This is a genomic window from Gaoshiqia hydrogeniformans (assembly GCF_049347105.1).
GTDB classification, from domain to species: Bacteria; Bacteroidota; Bacteroidia; order Bacteroidales; family Prolixibacteraceae; genus Gaoshiqia; species Gaoshiqia hydrogeniformans.
The window spans coordinates 1408978-1425323 of record NZ_CP186334.1 but is presented as its reverse complement, the minus strand read 5'-3'; the positions used below and the strand labels follow the sequence as shown (position 1 = coordinate 1425323).

The 16346-nt window shown below is 49.6% G+C and carries 9 protein-coding genes; 8 read left to right on the top strand and 1 reads right to left on the bottom strand.

Translation table 11 applies throughout. The features are described 5' to 3' along the window. Positions 1–4 precede the first annotated feature (4 nt). The 6 genes from ACOIT5_RS05795 (at position 5) to ACOIT5_RS05770 (ending at position 13088) form a co-directional block, all read left to right on the top strand. Positions 5–1954, top strand: coding sequence for a RagB/SusD family nutrient uptake outer membrane protein (locus ACOIT5_RS05795; RefSeq protein WP_423129523.1), 1950 nt, complete (start codon positions 5–7; stop codon positions 1952–1954). Positions 1955–2281: 327 nt separating this feature from the next. After that, the gene (locus tag ACOIT5_RS05790) at positions 2282–5122 is read left to right on the top strand and encodes a glycosyl hydrolase (RefSeq protein ID WP_423129522.1); all 2841 of its coding nucleotides are present in this window, start codon (positions 2282–2284) and stop codon (positions 5120–5122) included. 63 nt (positions 5123–5185) lie between these two features. Next, the gene (locus tag ACOIT5_RS05785) at positions 5186–8092 is read left to right on the top strand and encodes a glycoside hydrolase family 2 protein (protein WP_423129521.1); all 2907 of its coding nucleotides are present in this window, start codon (positions 5186–5188) and stop codon (positions 8090–8092) included. Between the two features lie 26 nt (positions 8093–8118). After that, a complete protein-coding gene (locus ACOIT5_RS05780; protein WP_423129520.1) occupies positions 8119–9300 on the top strand; it encodes a glycoside hydrolase family protein in 1182 nt (393 codons plus the stop codon). 4 nt (positions 9301–9304) lie between these two features. Next, positions 9305–10429 (top strand): glycoside hydrolase family 88/105 protein, encoded by a 1125-nt coding sequence (locus ACOIT5_RS05775; protein ID WP_423129519.1) that lies wholly within the window; start codon positions 9305–9307, stop codon positions 10427–10429. 130 nt (positions 10430–10559) lie between these two features. Next, positions 10560–13088, top strand: a complete 2529-nt coding sequence (locus tag ACOIT5_RS05770) for a glycosyl hydrolase family 95 catalytic domain-containing protein (RefSeq protein ID WP_423129518.1) — start codon at positions 10560–10562, stop codon at positions 13086–13088. A 1-nt stretch (position 13089) separates the two neighbouring features. Here the strand turns inward: ACOIT5_RS05770 and ACOIT5_RS05765 are convergent, their stop codons facing one another. Then, on the bottom strand, positions 13090–15000 hold the full coding sequence (locus ACOIT5_RS05765; RefSeq protein WP_423129517.1) for a sigma-54 interaction domain-containing protein: 1911 nt from the start codon (positions 14998–15000) through the stop codon (positions 13090–13092). A 172-nt stretch (positions 15001–15172) separates the two neighbouring features. Here ACOIT5_RS05765 and ACOIT5_RS05760 point away from each other — a divergent pair, with 172 nt between their 5' ends. Together ACOIT5_RS05760 and ACOIT5_RS05755 are read left to right on the top strand one after the other, a co-directional pair. Further along, on the top strand, positions 15173–15730 hold the full coding sequence (locus ACOIT5_RS05760; RefSeq protein WP_423129516.1) for an OsmC family protein: 558 nt from the start codon (positions 15173–15175) through the stop codon (positions 15728–15730). A 93-nt stretch (positions 15731–15823) separates the two neighbouring features. Continuing rightward, positions 15824–16291 (top strand): hypothetical protein, encoded by a 468-nt coding sequence (locus ACOIT5_RS05755; protein ID WP_423129515.1) that lies wholly within the window; start codon positions 15824–15826, stop codon positions 16289–16291. Positions 16292–16346 lie beyond the last annotated feature (55 nt).

Sequence of the window (16346 nt, the reverse complement as noted above, 5' to 3'; positions counted from 1 at the left end):
TATCATGAATAAACTGTTTAAAATCTTATATAGCGGGTTATTTACCGCAACCATGCTGGTATTCAGCCCGTCATGCTCCGATGATTTTCTGAAAGAAGAAATGGTTAGCTCACTGACGACGGCTTACTTTGACACCGAGGCGGGCCTGGATGCACTGGAAGTTGCCTTGTATCAATCGCTCCGGTTCTTCTTTGCCGAAGAACATGCTTATACGATGTCGAATTACGGGACCGATGAATTTCAGGTAGGCGGGGGTACCGACTATCGCTACATGAACGACTATTCGGCTACCATGAGCGCTGTTGACCCAAGACCCTTGTTTTCGGGCTTGTCTGACTGGTGGGATGCCATTTACGGCAATATCAACACGGCCAACATGCTCATTGCCAAGTCGCCGGTAATCCTTCAGTCCGGGCAGAAGCAAAACACTTTTTTGGGCGAGGCACACTTTATGCGAGGTTTCCTTTATTTCCGCCTGGTAAATCAATACGGAGGCGTACCTTTAAAATTAACTCCTTCCGAAGGTGTTGAATATGAGTTTACCCGGGCAACTAAACAGGATGTGTTTACTCAGATTATTTCCGATCTGACTGAGGCGGCCGGACTGCTCCCTGCCACCACCGCCGACGGGCGGATTTCAAAAGCAACGGCATGGCATTTTCTGGCAAAAGTTTACCTGTTCCACGCCAGTGAAAAACATGCAGATATTACCGAATCGAACGATCTGACCAAAGCGATTGAATACGGCTTAAAAGTGATTAACCAGGATGAAGGCACCAACCGGCAACTGGCAAACAATTATTACGATTTTTGGAATTTTTTGGAAGAAGGCCCGGATGGCGCCGCCGAAAGAAATCCTGAAATCTTGCTGGCCGCGCAGTTTTCAAATAATTCTGAAAAATTCGACCGCCTGTGTAACCGGACGCATCTTTACTATCTGCCGCGTTACGAAAACAACATTGCCGGAATGACCCGGGTGATTCAGTATGGCCGTCCTTACCAGCGCCTTCGTCCAACCAACTATGCCTACGACGTGTTCGACCGGGTAAACGATTCCCGTTTCTGGAAAACGTTCCGGACCTTATACATCAGTTCCAACGGGGGAAACGGGATTGATATCAACGGAAATACACAGACGTATATCAAAGGAGAAACGCCCTGTATTAAAATCATCATCAACGACCAGAACGATACCCGCTACACCGCCCAACATGCAAGCTGTACTTATCCAAACTACTGGTTGCGTTATTATACCGCGGCAGGCGGTGGTCAGGCTTCGAGCCTGAATGTCACCCAGTTTGCCGGTCTTGACAAATACATGGATCCGCACCGCACCGGAAACCAAAACGATATTAACGGCGTGCGCGACGGATACCTGGCGCGTATCGGCGAAACTTATCTGATTGTCGCCGAAGCGTACGGACGCGGCTCCAACTACGCGAAAGCCGTTGAATACATCAACATCCTGCGCCGCCGTGCCGGTTATGCTGACGGCGAGAACCGGAACCCGAACGCCAATGGCAGTAATCCCTATTTTAAAGGCGGCACTTACTATGAATCAACGGGCGTAGCAGAAGGTACGGTCGCTGAAACCAAGTCGTTGATGGAAATCACCGAAGCTGCTTTTGAGGGTGATTCGGATGCCGGAATTCCTTATTCGGTGTTTGGCGCGACCTCAAAAGCCGAAAAATTTGTGCACTTTATGCTGAACGAACGAAGCCGCGAGTTAATGGGTGAGTTCGTTCGCTGGGAAGACTTATCACGGACCCGAACTTTGCATGCCCGGACGATTCCGTTCAACCTGGATAATGCGGCTTCGCAGCTTCAGGCAGATGTGTCAGCCGGAAAGTTTCTGCTTCGTCCGGTTCCGCAGACCTTCCTTGATCAGGTCAGGAAAGAGGGTCAGTTACTGACGCCTGCTGAGAAAGCCGAATGGCAGAATCCGGGGTGGTAATACTGCGATGCCAGAGAATGTTACCTGTACGGTATTTTATATCTGCAATACCGGTCATTCCGCTTAACGATTAGCTGAAGAAAGTCTCCCGAAGTTCATCTTTCGGAGACTTTCTTTCAAAACTTTACAGGCATGAACCCGATTGAAAAATGAACAGGGCGTCGGGAAATAACCTAAACTGAACCAACAGCATAGATCCGATTAATGCCTAACTTTGAGAACGATGGTTTGAATGTATTCCTCCTGACCGGGAATGAAACTTTTACAATGAGCAAGTAATTGTTAAAAATCAGGATTGAGTTAGATCGTCCTTAAAACTAAACCTTAATGAAACGAAATTTAGATTTTATCGGGTTCTTTGTTTTTCTGACAGTGTTAAGTTGTGTGCCTGCCTGCCAAAAGCCCCAACCTGTTACCTGGCCCGAAATCACCCGTGAAACCAAACCCTGGACCCGCTGGTGGTGGCACGGCAGCGCTGTAAACCCGGCCGATCTGACCGCCAATATGGAAGAGTTGCAGAAAGCCGGTTTCGGCGGTGTCGAAATCACTCCCATTTATGATGTAAAAGGCTCAGAAAATTTGTCCATCAGTTTTCAGTCGGACGAATGGATGAACGTATTTGAGCATACCCTGAAAGAAGCGCAGCGCCTCAATTTGGGCATCGACCTGGCCAATGCTTCCGGCTGGCCGTTTGGGGGTCCTTGGATTCAGGCCGAAGACGCCTGTAAAAATATGCAATTCAAACAATTCAGTTTGAAAGAAGGCGAACGGCTGACAGAAAAGGTGGAATTTATCCAGCAACCCCTGGTGCGGGCTGTCGGAAAACGGGTGGACATCTCAGAAGTGAAATTCCCGGTCAGCAGCAACACCAATTTGCAGGAACTGGCCCTCGACCAGGTACGTTTTGAAAAACCGCTTCCCCTGCAGACCCTGATGGCTTACAGCGATGGCGGCGAAATTCTGGAGCTGACCGATCGGGTAGTAGCCGATGGAACACTGGATTGGACCGCGCCTCCCGGTAACTGGAAACTATATGCCGTATTCCAGGGCTGGCACGGCAAGATGGTGGAACGTGCCGGTACGGGCGGCGAAGGAAACGTGATCGACCATTTCTCGGAAACAGCTGCCCGCCGGTTTCTGAAAGATTTTGACGATAACGCAAGCCAAATTGACCTTACCGGCTTGCGCGCCTTTTTTAACGACTCGTACGAAGTGGACGATGCACAAGGCGAATCGAACTGGACACCGCTGTTTTTTGAAGAGTTTGCCGCCCGCCGCGGTTACGACCTGAAACAGTATCTGCCGGCCTTGTTTGGAAACGGTTCAGAAGAGATGAACAGCCGGGTACTGTGCGACTATCGCGAAACCATCTCCGATCTGCTGCTTGATCGCTTTACCATCGTTTGGGCCGACTGGGCCAAAACCCACGGAGTTGCGATCCGCAACCAGGCTCACGGTTCGCCGGCCAACATCCTCGATTTGTACGGAGCCAGCGATATTCCCGAAACTGAGGGAACACAGCCGATGCGGATTAAAATGGCGACTTCGGCCGGGCACGTTTCGGGTAAACCGCTGATCGCCTGCGAGGCCGCTACCTGGCTCAACGAGCATTTCCTGTCGGATTTGGGAGATGCCAAACAAAACTTCGACCGCTACCTGGCACACGGGGTGAACCACCTGGTTTATCATGGCACACCGTACTCGCCCCGGGACGAAGCCTGGCCGGGCTGGTTGTTTTATGCTTCGGTACACTTTGGGCCAACCAACCCGTGGTGGAACGACCTGAAAGCGCTGAACGACTATGTGGCCAACTGCCAGTCGTTTATGCAAAAATCGATACCCGATAACGACCTGTTGCTGTATTTCCCGATTTACGACAGCTGGTCGGAAAAAGGACGCAGTATGCTGAAACATTTTGGCGGTCCGCACGAACCCGTCACCGAAGCAATCAGCCACGACTTGCTGGCTAAGGGCTACTCGTTCGATTATATCTCGGACAAACAGATCCAAAAACTGACGGTGGAAAAAAAACGGGTGAAAGCGCCTGGCGCCACTTACAAAACCATCCTGGTACCCCGCTGCGAATACATGCCGCTTGAAACGCTCCAAAAACTGGCTGACCTGACCAAAGCGGGAGCAACGGTCATTTTTCACGAAAAACTTCCGGTGGATGTACCCGGCCTGGCCGACCTGGAAACCCGCCAGCAAGCCTTTGACAATTTGAAACAATCGTTTGCCTTCGAATCCAAAGGACAACTGCTTGCCTGCCGGCTTGGAAACGGACGTTTGCTGATGAGCGATGAAATCGATGTCCTGTTAACCCAGGTAAACATGTTTCCTGAAGAAGCGGCCCTGCTTGGCCTATGGTTTAACCGCGTGAAACGAACCGAAGGAACCTGTTACTTTCTGGCCAATTGGAGCGGACAACCGGTCGACCAATGGATGACCGTGCAGGCGTCGGGCAAACAGGCGGTTTGGTTTAACCCGATGAACCGGACGATGGGCAAAGCCCGGGTGCAAAAAGCTGGTGATCATCAATCGAAGGTGTACGTCCAGCTGGCTCCTGGTGAAACACTGATCCTGCAGTGGTTTCCGGCAGAAAACAGCTTGGCTGATTATCCGTTTTGGAAACCGGCCGGCGAAAAACTGCCCTTCGCAAACGACTGGACCGTATCGTTCGTGAAAGGCGGGCCAACCTTGCCCGAAGCCTTTCAGACAAGCGAATTGAAATCGTGGACCGACCTGTCGGATGAACTGACCAGGTTCTCCGGAACAGCCAGCTACAAAACGATATTTAAGAAGCCCGGGGTGCAGGCCCCGGCCTATCGCCTGGATTTGGGTGAGGTGGCGGTTTCGGCTGCTGTTTACCTGAATGGTGAAAAGTTGGGAACCCTGGTCGGGCCAACCTATCAGTTGAGCTTGCCGGTCTCCTTGTTGCAGGAAACCAATGAGCTGGAAATTCAGGTGTCGAACCTGATGGCCAACCGCATCATCGATATGGATAAGAACGGGGTGAACTACAAGAAATTCTATAACATCAACTTTGCTGCAAACAAGCGAGAGAACCTTGGACCCGACGGGCTGTTCACAGCTGCCCATTGGGAGCCGTTGCCATCCGGTTTGTTGGGGCCCGTCAGCCTGACGCCGCTTCAGGCAATAACGCCATGATATCTTGTAAATCAAGTAGTATGACTTAATTTCAATATAAAAACGCACCCGTAACAAAAAGAGATGAATCAGTTTAAGCGAACAGTTGTTTTTATCCTTATCGGCATGGTCTGCCTAACGGTTTGGGCTTCTCCTCAAAAGAAAGAAATCTTATTCCTGTCAGGAACCGACAACGACCACACCGTTGCCTGGGAGTTTTTTTGCACTTCGGGGCGCAACAGCGGTTATTGGACCACCATCGAAGTACCCTCGCACTGGGAGCAACAGGGATTCGGATCGTACGATTACGGACGTGACTACCGCACCTACGGAAAAAAGTTTAAGTTTTCGGATGAAACAGGATTTTATAAACACCGGTTTTCAGTTCCGGCAGATTGGAAGGATAAAAACATTTTCATCGTTTTTGAAGGATCAATGACCGATACCGAAGTGAAAATCAACGGCGAACCGGCCGGTCCGGTCCACCAGGGATCGTTTTACCGGTTCCGTTACGATATTACCGGTAAAATCAGGCATGGCCAGGAAAACCTGCTGGAAGTGACCGTTCATAAAATGTCGGCCAACGCATCGGTCAACCGGGCCGAACGTTTTGCCGACTACTGGATTTTTGGAGGTACTTTTCGCCCGGTTTATCTTGAAGCGGTTCCCGAAGCATTCATCGACCGGGTAGCTGTCAACGCCCGGGCCGACGGATCGTTTTCCATAGACGTTTTTCCGGTAAACCTGAAAAGGAAACAAACGATCCGGGCCGAAATCATCGATGCCGAAGGAAAAACAGTGCAAACCTGCGAAGCAAAAGCCGGGGCCGGAGATTCGCTGGTTACCCTCTCGTGCCGGGTGAAACAGCCCAAAACGTGGACTTCCGAAACACCGAACCTGTATACGGTAAATGTGAGTTTAAAAGAAGGACAGACAAGCCTATACGAACTAACCGAGAAGTTTGGCTTCCGTACCATTGAAATCCGTCAGGGCGACGGCATTTACATCAATGGCGCCAAAGTGAAAATGAAAGGAGTTAACCGGCATGTATTCTGGCCCGAAACCGGACGCTGTGTCAACGCAACCATCGATTTGAATGATGTGCTGCTTATCAAAGAAATGAATATGAATGCTGTCCGCTGCGCCCATTATCCGCCCGATCAAGCTTTTCTGAACTACTGCGACTCGCTGGGCCTGTATGTACTGAATGAACTGGCCGGCTGGCAGAATGCTTACGACACGGAAGTTGGCCGCAAATTGGTTCGCGAAATGGTTATCCGCGATGTGAACCATCCGTCTGTCATCTTCTGGAGCAACGGGAATGAAGGCGGAACCAATAAAGAACTGGATGATGATTTTGGCCTGCACGATCCGTCGAACCGGCCGGTTATCCATGCCCACCACCGCCCGGGAAACGATTACAACGGCATTGACTGCAACCACTACGAAAATTACTATTCTTCGAAAAAGATCCTCGAAGAAGGACTGATCTTTATGCCTACCGAATTTTTGCATGCGCAGGATGATGGAGGCGGAGCTGCTTCGCTGGGCGATTTCTGGGAACTCTTCTGGCATTCGGAGCGTTCGGCCGGCGGTTTTACCTGGGTTCTGGCCGACGAGGGTTTGGTGCGGACCGACCTCGACGGTTTTATCGATGCCAACCGGGTGAATGCTCCCGATGGCATCGTGGGACCGCACCGCCAAAAGGAAGGCAGTTTTTATGCCATGCGCGAAATTTACAGCCCGGTAAAGATCAGTATGGATAAATTGCCCGAAAACTTCAGCGGTATTTTTCCTGTTGAAAACCGCTTTCATTTTATCAATCTCAAGGATATCCGCTTCGAATGGCAGCTGGTGAATTTCAGTTTGCCCACACAGCGAGGTGCGCATCGCCGGGTGATAAAAGAAGGAAAAGTGAACGGCCCCGACATTCCACCGGCACAAAAAGGGGCGCTGAAACTGGAATTACCTGATGATTATAAACAATACGATGCACTTTATTTAAGGGCATTCGATCCGTCAGAAAAAGAAATCTACTGCTGGAGCTGGAAAACCGACGGTAACACCCATGCTGTGGCGCAGTTGGTTGAAAAAGAACTGGGCGAGGCTGAGAAAGAACGATTGGGCGGTTTAAATGCCCAGGGAGTGGAAGCCGACAACATCTTACCGATTGAACAGCGAGATGGCGGAGACAAAATGAGCTCCCGGGTGGAAGTGGCCGAAAATGACAGCTTATTGACGATGAAAGCTTCAGGAATTTCAGTTTCATTCCGAAAGAAGGAAGGAACAATTCAGTCGGTAAATAATGATTTTGGTTTACCGGTTCCGTTTTCGGATGGCCCGGTGCTGGTGAGCGGAACGGCCGAACTGATCAGCTTCTCACATCGTGAAGAATCTTTTGGACACAGGCTGGAATTCATCTACTCCGGCGATCTGAAATCGTTTACCTGGACCATGTACAACAGTGGTTGGCTGCAACTGGATTACGAATATCATGTAGAAGGCAATCAATATTTCACTGGCATTAGCTTCAACTTTCCCGAGTCGGATGTGATTGGCGCCAAATGGTTGGGACAGGGGCCTTCGCATGTTTGGAAAAACCGTTTGCAAGGGGGCTGTCTGGATGTGTTTGAACGCATGTATAACAACATTTTGCCGGGCAGTAATTCGTGGGAGTATCCGCAGTTTAAAGGCTATTTTGCTGATGTGTCGTGGATCGAATTCAACACGGTGGACGGCAAATTCACCGTGGTGGCGCAGGAGGAAGATCTGTTTGTCCGCCTGTTCGACTTTCACGGCATTTCCGGCCCCGGAAACTACCCGGTCCTCCCCGCAGGCAATATTTCCTTCCTCGATGGCATTCCTCCGGTGGGAACCAAACTGGCTATGGGCATCAGCAACGACACCTGGAACCTGGGTCCGGCCGGCGAGCTGAACCCGATGGAAAAACCTGTGAAACGAACGCTCTATTTTTATTTCGGATTATTATAACGGGTCATTGAGAAAAATCTTCGGGAATGGAAATGATGAGTGAAACCGTGTTTTATAAATTTAAAATGACTGTGATGCAAACACGAAGGAACTTTATACAACAAACGCTGTTGACCGGGAGCATTCTGATTGTCTCAGGCCTTTCAGGTTTGGTAGCGGCGCCGAAAAGGAGATACAACAGGAAAGACATTTCTGCTTTTGCCCAACGGCTAAAGCCGCTCGGCCGTATTCTGGAACTCGAAGGTTATTACGTTTGGGGCTGTAGTCCGATTGTTGCTCCCGACGGGAAATTTCATCTGTTTTTTTCGCGTTGGAGTGCAGAAAAAGGCATGGGCGGCTGGATCAACAGTTCCGAAATTGCCCATGCAGTGGCCGATAAGGTTGAGGGGCCGTATGAAAATATGGAAACCATTCTGGCTCCTCGCGGCGAAGGCTTCTGGGACGGCACCACCTGCCATAACCCGCATATTCAGTTGGTTGACGGCGCGTATTGCCTGTTTTATATTGGTAATTCGAACCGGAAAACCAACACCAAACGGATCGGGTTGGCAACGGCAGATTCGCTTGACGGCCCCTGGAAACGGCCGGATAAACCACTCCTGGAAGCGGGCGCCGAAGGAGCCTGGGATGACCATTGTACCTCGAACCCATCTTTTCTGAAACATCCCAACGGCCAATACTGGTTATACTACAAGGGGTGGAACAACGAAGAATATGAGAATCCGGTTGATCCGGCCATTCGCGGTAACCGCAAATACGGGCTGGCAATTGCCGAAAGACCGGAGGGTCCGTATGTCCGGTATGCCGGAAATCCAATCATCGACTATTCGGCTCCCGGCAACAACCGGCAGTTGGAAGACGGCAACGTGTTTTTGGAGAATGGGCGTTTTTACATGTTGGCACGCGACATGGGCCGCTTCGACCACGAGGTGGGTATCATCCTCGAATCAGATGATGGCCTGCACTGGTCGGAACCAAAGATCAGCTATTTTGGCGTTTCGCATTACCTTGATCAGCCCCCCGCTCCCGGGCATTTAAGAAAATACGGACGTTTTGAGCGGCCTCAGATTCTGATGCAGAACGGCAGACCCACGCATTTATTTGTCGCTTCACAAGGCGGGAAATATATGACATCAAGTCCTTTCATTTTTGAGGTTGAACCAACCGGTACGTTTCAATCAAAGCAGACTATTTTAAAAACAAAATAATACCATGAGAAGAACAATTTTGAATTACCTGATGCTGTTGGCGCTGTTCACGGCCTGTCAGGAGAAAAAAGAAAGATTTCCGACCAAACGGGAAGTGTTGGATCAGATGGTGTTGACCAATCAATACTTCATGGACAAATGGCCCGATACGGGTAAAAGTATCATTACCAACCGCGAACGCCCAAGCAACATCTGGACGCGGGCCGTTTATTACGAAGGATTGATGGAGTTGTACAAAATCAAACCCGAGCCGGCATACCTGGATTATGCGGTTTCGTGGGGCGAAGCGCACAACTGGAGCTTGCGCGACGGCGTGGTGACCACGCGTAATGCCGATAACCAATGCTGCGGCCAAACTTACATCGACCTGTACAACATGGATCCTCAGCCAGAGCGTATTCGCGATATCATGGCTTCCGTCGATTCGATGATAGTCACCTCTAAAATTGATGACTGGGACTGGATTGATGCCCTGCAAATGGCTATGCCGGTTTTTGCCAAACTCACCCTCCTGACAGGCGATACCGCTTATTCGAAGCGCATGTATGCGATGTATACTGACACAAAGCTTACTCAGGGATTGTGGAACCCGGAGGATGGACTGTGGTGGCGCGATAAAGATTTTCTGCCCCCCTACGCCGAACCCAATGGTGAAGACTGTTACTGGTCGCGCGGGAACGGCTGGGTGGTCGCAGCCTTGGTGCGGGTAATCGACATCCTGCCAAACGATCCGCACCGCGATGAATACCAAAGTACCTTGCTGCAAATGCTCGAAGCGCTGGTCCCGCTGCAACGTGAAGATGGTTTCTGGAATGTCAGCCTGCACGACCCGGATCATTTCGGAGGTAAAGAAACCTCCGGCACCTCCCTGTTCGTTTACGGGATGGCTTGGGTGGTAAATAACGGCCTGGTGGATGAAGCTACATACCGGCCGGTCATTCAAAAAGCATGGAATGCCATGTCCACTGAAGCAGTTCACGAAAACGGGTTTTTAGGTTTTTTGCAGGGAACCGGCAAAGAACCTAAAGACGGCCAGCCGGTGAGCTACACCAGCATGCCCGATTTCGAAGACTATGGATTGGGTTGTTTTCTTTTAGCGGGCAGCGAGGTGTATAAAATGGCCGAATAAGTTTTAGTCGTATATTTCGCCGAAAAGGTGAAGAAATGGGCTTTGTCAACATTTCTTCACCTTTTTTTTAAATATCTCGCGATCACTTTTTAAAAGAAGTTATTTTTGAGCTTCACCAATACGACTAATCATGATCAAAACAAGCTCAATCCTCTTTCTAAGTTTAGTTCTTTTGTTTGCCTGCCAGCAAACAAAAGAAACCGGCGATTTAAAATTGTGGTATCAACAACCGGCCGGCGAGTGGATGGAAGCCCTGCCCATCGGCAACGGCAGCTTTGGCGCTATGGTTTTTGGCAAACCCGATCACGAAATCATCCGTTTGAACCATGACGAATTCTGGTCAGGCTATCCCAAAGACTTTACTAATCCCGATGCGGCCGGTTATGCCGGACAGGTAGCCAAACTGGTCAGCGAACGGAAATATACCGAAGCCGATCAGCTCATTCGCCGGATCCAGGGACCGTATTCACAATCGTATCAGCCGCTTGGTGATTTGATCCTCGAAACCGGCCACGAAAACGTTACGGCCTACAACCGTTATCTCAACATCTCAAATGCCACGGCCGGAGTGAGCTATGAGGCCGATGGAACGACCTATACGAGGGAATTGTTCTCCAGCTTTCCCGACCAGGTAATTGCTCTCCGGTTGACTTCATCAAAAACCGGTCAGCTTAATTTTTCACTTGCCCTGAAAAGTTTGCTTCGCTATCAGATCGAATCGGAAGGCGAGATCTATAAAATGATCGTTCAGGCCCCCAAACACGTTGAACCCAACTACCGGAGCCAGTTCACCGGCGATGATGCCGTCGTATATGACAACTGGGACGGGGAAGGCATCAAAGCACAGGTTGCTGTGCGGATAATGAATTCGGGAGGCGATATTTCGTTGGTGGATGAAAAGATCAGTTTAAAAAACGGAACAGAAGCTATTGTGCTGATTGCCGCTGCTACCAGTTTCAACGGGCCGTTCAAATCGCCCGGACTGGAAGGAAAAGATTATGCCGCGATTGCCGGAGACATGCTGGCGGCAGCCAGTTCAAAGAGCTGGAGCGAGCTGAAAAATAATCATGTCGGAGATTATACGGATTTATTCGACCGGGTCGGGCTTCAGTTAGGGGAGAACAGGTCTGCCGATACCATTCCCACCGATCAGCGAATCATTTCATTCAAAGAAAATGAAGATCCCAACATGGTTTCTCTCTTGTTTCAGTACGGGCGTTACCTGCTGATTTCTACGTCGCGCCCGGGAACGCAGGCCGCCAACCTGCAAGGGATCTGGAGCCAATCCATCCGCCCGCCCTGGAGTTGTAACTACACGCAAAACATCAATCTGCAAATGAACTACTGGCCGGCCGAAACCACCAACCTCCCGGAGCTGACCGGGCCGCTGATGCAACTGGTCCGCACCAATTCTGTAAAAGGCGAAGCAATTGCCCAATCGTATTACGGGTTGGATGGCTGGACCACTCACCACAACGGGGATATTTGGGGACATTGCCCTCCGGTGGGCGATAACGGTACAGGCGATCCGGTTTGGGCCAACTGGGCAATGGGAGGCCCCTGGATGCTGAATCATGTCTGGGACCATTATCTATTTACCGGAGATGAAGATTTTCTGAACGAAATGTATCCCCTGATGAAAGGAGCAGCCCGTTTCGTGATCGGTATGTTGGGCGAAAATGAAAAGGGCTACCTGGAAACAAAATTCGGCACTTCGCCCGAAAATAAATTTATTGACCCGCAAACCGGCAGGCAGGTCGCTGTTTGTGCCGGTCCGGCCTGCGACCTGGCCATGACCAACGAATTGCTGAACAATTGCTTGAAGGCGAGCCGAATTTTGAATCATGATCCCGACTTTCAAAAAGAATTAATGGCCATCATCCCGAAACTGCAACCCTTCCGGGTGAACGACAAAGGCATCCTGATGGAATGGAATGAAGATTTCGAAGAAGTTGACCCGCACCATCGTCACCTGAGCCACTTGTACGGCTTTCACCCGGGGAACCAGATTAATGTTTGGGAGACGCCTGAATTGTATACGGCGGTGCAAAATTCGTTGTTGCGACGGGGTGATGAGGCGACCGGCTGGTCGATGGGATGGAAAACCAACATGTGGGCCCGCATGCTCGATGGAGACCATGCGCTGAAAATTATCCGCAACCTGTTTACGCCCATCGGTTACGGAACCGATGTTCAGTATGCCGGTGGCGGGATGTATAAAAATATGCTCGATGCACATCCTCCCTTTCAAATTGACGGGAACTTTGGCGTTACCGCCGGTATTGCCGAAATGCTGCTGCAAAGCCATGCCGGCGCCCTGCATGTACTGCCCGCCCTGCCTGTTGCCTGGGGCAAAGGAAGCGTCAGCGGATTGAAAGCGCGCGGCGGTTTTACAGTAGATCTGGATTGGGATCAGGGCCGGTTAAGCTCAGCAACGATCTACACATCCATTGGCGGCGAATGTGTCGTCCGTTCTGAATGGAAACTGGATCTGCCTGAAGCAGATACACCGGTTTCGAATCCCTTGCTTGAGTTTACCGGCATTCCAAAACCGGAAATAAACGGAACTCCCGACCTTCAACCCAAACAAACAAAATCGTACTACTTGTACCGGGTAAATATTCCACGGGGCAAAGCGCTGACCTTAAAAGCGATCTAAGTCAAGGCTGAGGGTCGGTATCCAGGTCAAACTTTTTCAGTTTTGAAATCAGGGTCGTGGGAGGAATTCCCAGCAACCGGGCTGCCCCCTTGGGACCAAAAATCCGTCCTTTGGTCTTTTCCAGTGCAAGCTGTAGGTTAGCGATTTCCAGTTGGCGGATATCATCGTAGGTAATGAGGCTGATTTCTTTGGGTTTGGTTTCCTGAACGGTTTCCTGAACAGAATCAGGTGAGAGGCTTAGCAGGCCGCGCTGAGAAGTAATGACGGCGCGTTCGGTGATGTTTTGCAATTCTCTGACATTACCAGGCCAGGAATACTTTAGGAGTTTCTCTTTGTCGGCGTCTTGGAGGGGGCTGATTTTTATGCCCAGGCGGGAACTGTATTTCTTTAGAAAAGCTTCTGCCAGCAAAATGATATCCTGTCCGCGTTCGCGGAGCGGGGGAACACGGATGGGAAATACATTCAGCCGGTAAAACAGGTCTTCGCGGAAATGATGGTTGGCAACCGCCTTTTTTAAATCCCGGTGTGTGGCGGCAACGATACGCACATTTACTTTTCGGGTGGTTGAACTTCCCACCGGTTCGAATTCCCCTTCCTGGATAACACGAAGCAGTTTGGCCTGTAAAGCAAGCGGGAGCTCTCCGATTTCGTCCAGAAAGATGGTGCCTTTGTCGGCCAGGAAGAAGCGTCCTTCACGATTATCAGTGGCCCCGGTAAAAGCGCCTTTCACATGACCGAACAGTTCACTTTCAATTAATTCAGACGGAAGGGCCGCGCAATTAACGGGGATGAACGGTTTGTCTTTCCGTGCGCTTCTCTGATGAATATCGCGGGCAATCAGTTCTTTGCCGGTTCCGGTTTCGCCCAGGATCAGAACGGTTGAATCGGTGGGAGCTACCTGGCTGATTTGCACGAATACCTGCTGTAACGCTTCACTTTCACCGACAATACTGTTCATTTGCCGGTCATCGACCTTTTCCCGGAGCACGGTGGTTTCGATCGTCAGTTTCCTGATCTCTTCTTCTTTCCGGATACGTTCATTTACATCGCGGATGTAGAGGGCGTAGAAGGTTTTTCCCTCCGCTTCGTAACACGACATGGTCGCATCGGCCGGAAAGCTTTCCTTTGTTGCTTTCAGACACTCCAAATGCCCCTCAAGCCAAATGGCTTTCAGGGGCTCATGTTCTTTTTTTAAAAGCGGCAGTGTTTGCCGGATCTGCTGAAACGCCTCTTCATTTAAAAATTGGCTCACCGGTTTTCCGAGAAAAACATCCGGTTTGATTCTGAAAACATTCAGTGCGGCTTCATTGGCCTGGGTAATGCAGAGAGCCGAGTCCAGTTCGATAATGGCATCCATCGTCCCGTTTAATAACCGGTTGATCCGGGCTTCGCTTTCGCGGAGCCGTTTTTCGTATTGCACCCTCCGCAGTTCAGCCTGTGCGCGGCTGGCAAACAAACGGAAGATCAGGAAGATTTCCGGGATTTCTTCCATCGGTTCCCGGTCGAGCAGGGCAAGGTGCCCCAGTATTTTTTCTGTTTCATCTTTTAGAACCAAACCCATGTAACTGACTGCTCCCAAGGGAGGCAAGTCGGGATCGTCGGGATAAAGCTCGATCACTTTCTCCGGAATATGACAGATATTCTCACTTTCCAACACCCGTTCACAAGGCGTTCCTTTCACGTCGTATTCATATTTTTCCACAAATCTGCCGTCAAGCCAAAAGGCCAACGAGTTGAGCCGGTTTTCTTTTTCCCTGAATTCAGTGACCCAAACACCATGCACATCAAGTACCTGGGCCAGGTTGCAGACCAATGATCTGAAAAAAGCTTGTCCGGTATATTCGGAAGTTTCTTCAAATATTCTTTTTAGGGAAATTAACGATGGGGTGTGATGCTTACCTGCCTGTTTCATAGCAACTACGATTTTTCGTAAATAAAATTACGAAATTTCATAGAACTACGAATCCTTGTAGTCGATCTCAAACAATAAATTTATACTAATCATTTAAAAAACAATGAATTAACATTTGTGGCATACTGTATGAAAACCAACTTAACATGTTAAACTTTTAAAAATTACAAAAATGGAAACCTTAACTAAAAAAATCAATGGGTTTAAATCGGAAGAAATTGTTGGAACTGTAGAGGCGTTGCAGGCTAATCCTTCGCTGGCTGCATTTCAGTTCAGGACGCGAAACAAGTGGATCAACGGCGGACACAACCGCAGCATGATTCAGGATTTTTACGGGTGCGGGGAAGAAGATAACAGCCGGAAGAAACCGTTTGTATTTGATAACGGAGAGCCGCCGGTTCTTTTGGGAAACAACGAAGGCGCCAACCCGGTGGAATACATCTTGCACGGACTGGCCGGTTGCATGACGACCACCATGGTGCTGCATGCGGCAGCCAACGGCATCGAACTGAAGAGTGTGGAGTCTGTATTGGAAGGCGATCTGGATGTTCAGGGTTTTCTGGGACTGAACGAAAACGTAAGGAATGGTTACCGGCAAATCCGTGTAAAATTTAAAGTAGAGGGAAACCTGACCGACGAGCAAAGAGAAAAGCTGTTCAAATTTACACAAATGTCGCCGGTGTTCGATATTGTCACGAACCGGGTACCGGTGAGCATCCAGATGGATTAAAAAGCCATTTATACGCCCAGCCAGGGTTGGGCGTATTCTTTTGGTACGTTTTAAGTTAAATCATTTTATAATCAAATTTTTAAATTTAAGATCATGAGAAAAAGTTTCGTTTGGTTTATATGCCTGCCCGTTTTGATTCTGGCCTCACATCCGACATATGCCGTTCAGGGTTCGGCTGATCTCAATGAATATTTTATTGTTCCGGTAGAAGAAACAACGGCTGGAAAAGTATGGGCTTTATCCTATGCAGCGGGCGAATCGCCTATTGTGATCACCATGTCGGAAACAAAAAAAGGGAAAGTATATGTGGTTCGTGCCCATCATTTTGAAGTGGCATACGTTTCCGGTAAAAAAACTTTTGGCGCGCGAAAAGTGAATATTTCAGAACAAAGAGTTCCCGCTGAATATACCGACTCTGTGATTAACCGGAGCGAACTGGCCAGGCAGCGGATCCTAACTCCCCGGTCAGTTGACGATGATCTGGCGATCGAATTGATTGCATCTTACTTGCCCGATCTGATTAATCCAAGTTACCGACATTTGTTAACTAAAATTTTCTGACCGAAGCAGACCAATGTTCTGCAGGCTTTAATTTTATTCAAAAACAACCTTACAA

What these genes read in the sequence shown, in the direction of transcription:
- ACOIT5_RS05795 (WP_423129523.1), top strand. Translation starts at nt 5, where the DNA reads ATGAATAAACTGTTTAAAATCTTATATAGCGGGTTATTTACCGCAACC.
- ACOIT5_RS05790 (WP_423129522.1), top strand. Translation starts at nt 2,282, where the DNA reads ATGAAACGAAATTTAGATTTTATCGGGTTCTTTGTTTTTCTGACAGTG.
- ACOIT5_RS05765 (WP_423129517.1), bottom strand. Translation starts at nt 15,000, where the DNA reads ATGAAACAGGCAGGTAAGCATCACACCCCATCGTTAATTTCCCTAAAA.
- ACOIT5_RS05775 (WP_423129519.1), top strand. Translation starts at nt 9,305, where the DNA reads ATGAGAAGAACAATTTTGAATTACCTGATGCTGTTGGCGCTGTTCACG.
- ACOIT5_RS05760 (WP_423129516.1), top strand. Translation starts at nt 15,173, where the DNA reads ATGGAAACCTTAACTAAAAAAATCAATGGGTTTAAATCGGAAGAAATT.
- ACOIT5_RS05755 (WP_423129515.1), top strand. Translation starts at nt 15,824, where the DNA reads ATGAGAAAAAGTTTCGTTTGGTTTATATGCCTGCCCGTTTTGATTCTG.
- ACOIT5_RS05770 (WP_423129518.1), top strand. Translation starts at nt 10,560, where the DNA reads ATGATCAAAACAAGCTCAATCCTCTTTCTAAGTTTAGTTCTTTTGTTT.
- ACOIT5_RS05780 (WP_423129520.1), top strand. Translation starts at nt 8,119, where the DNA reads ATGGAAATGATGAGTGAAACCGTGTTTTATAAATTTAAAATGACTGTG.
- ACOIT5_RS05785 (WP_423129521.1), top strand. Translation starts at nt 5,186, where the DNA reads ATGAATCAGTTTAAGCGAACAGTTGTTTTTATCCTTATCGGCATGGTC.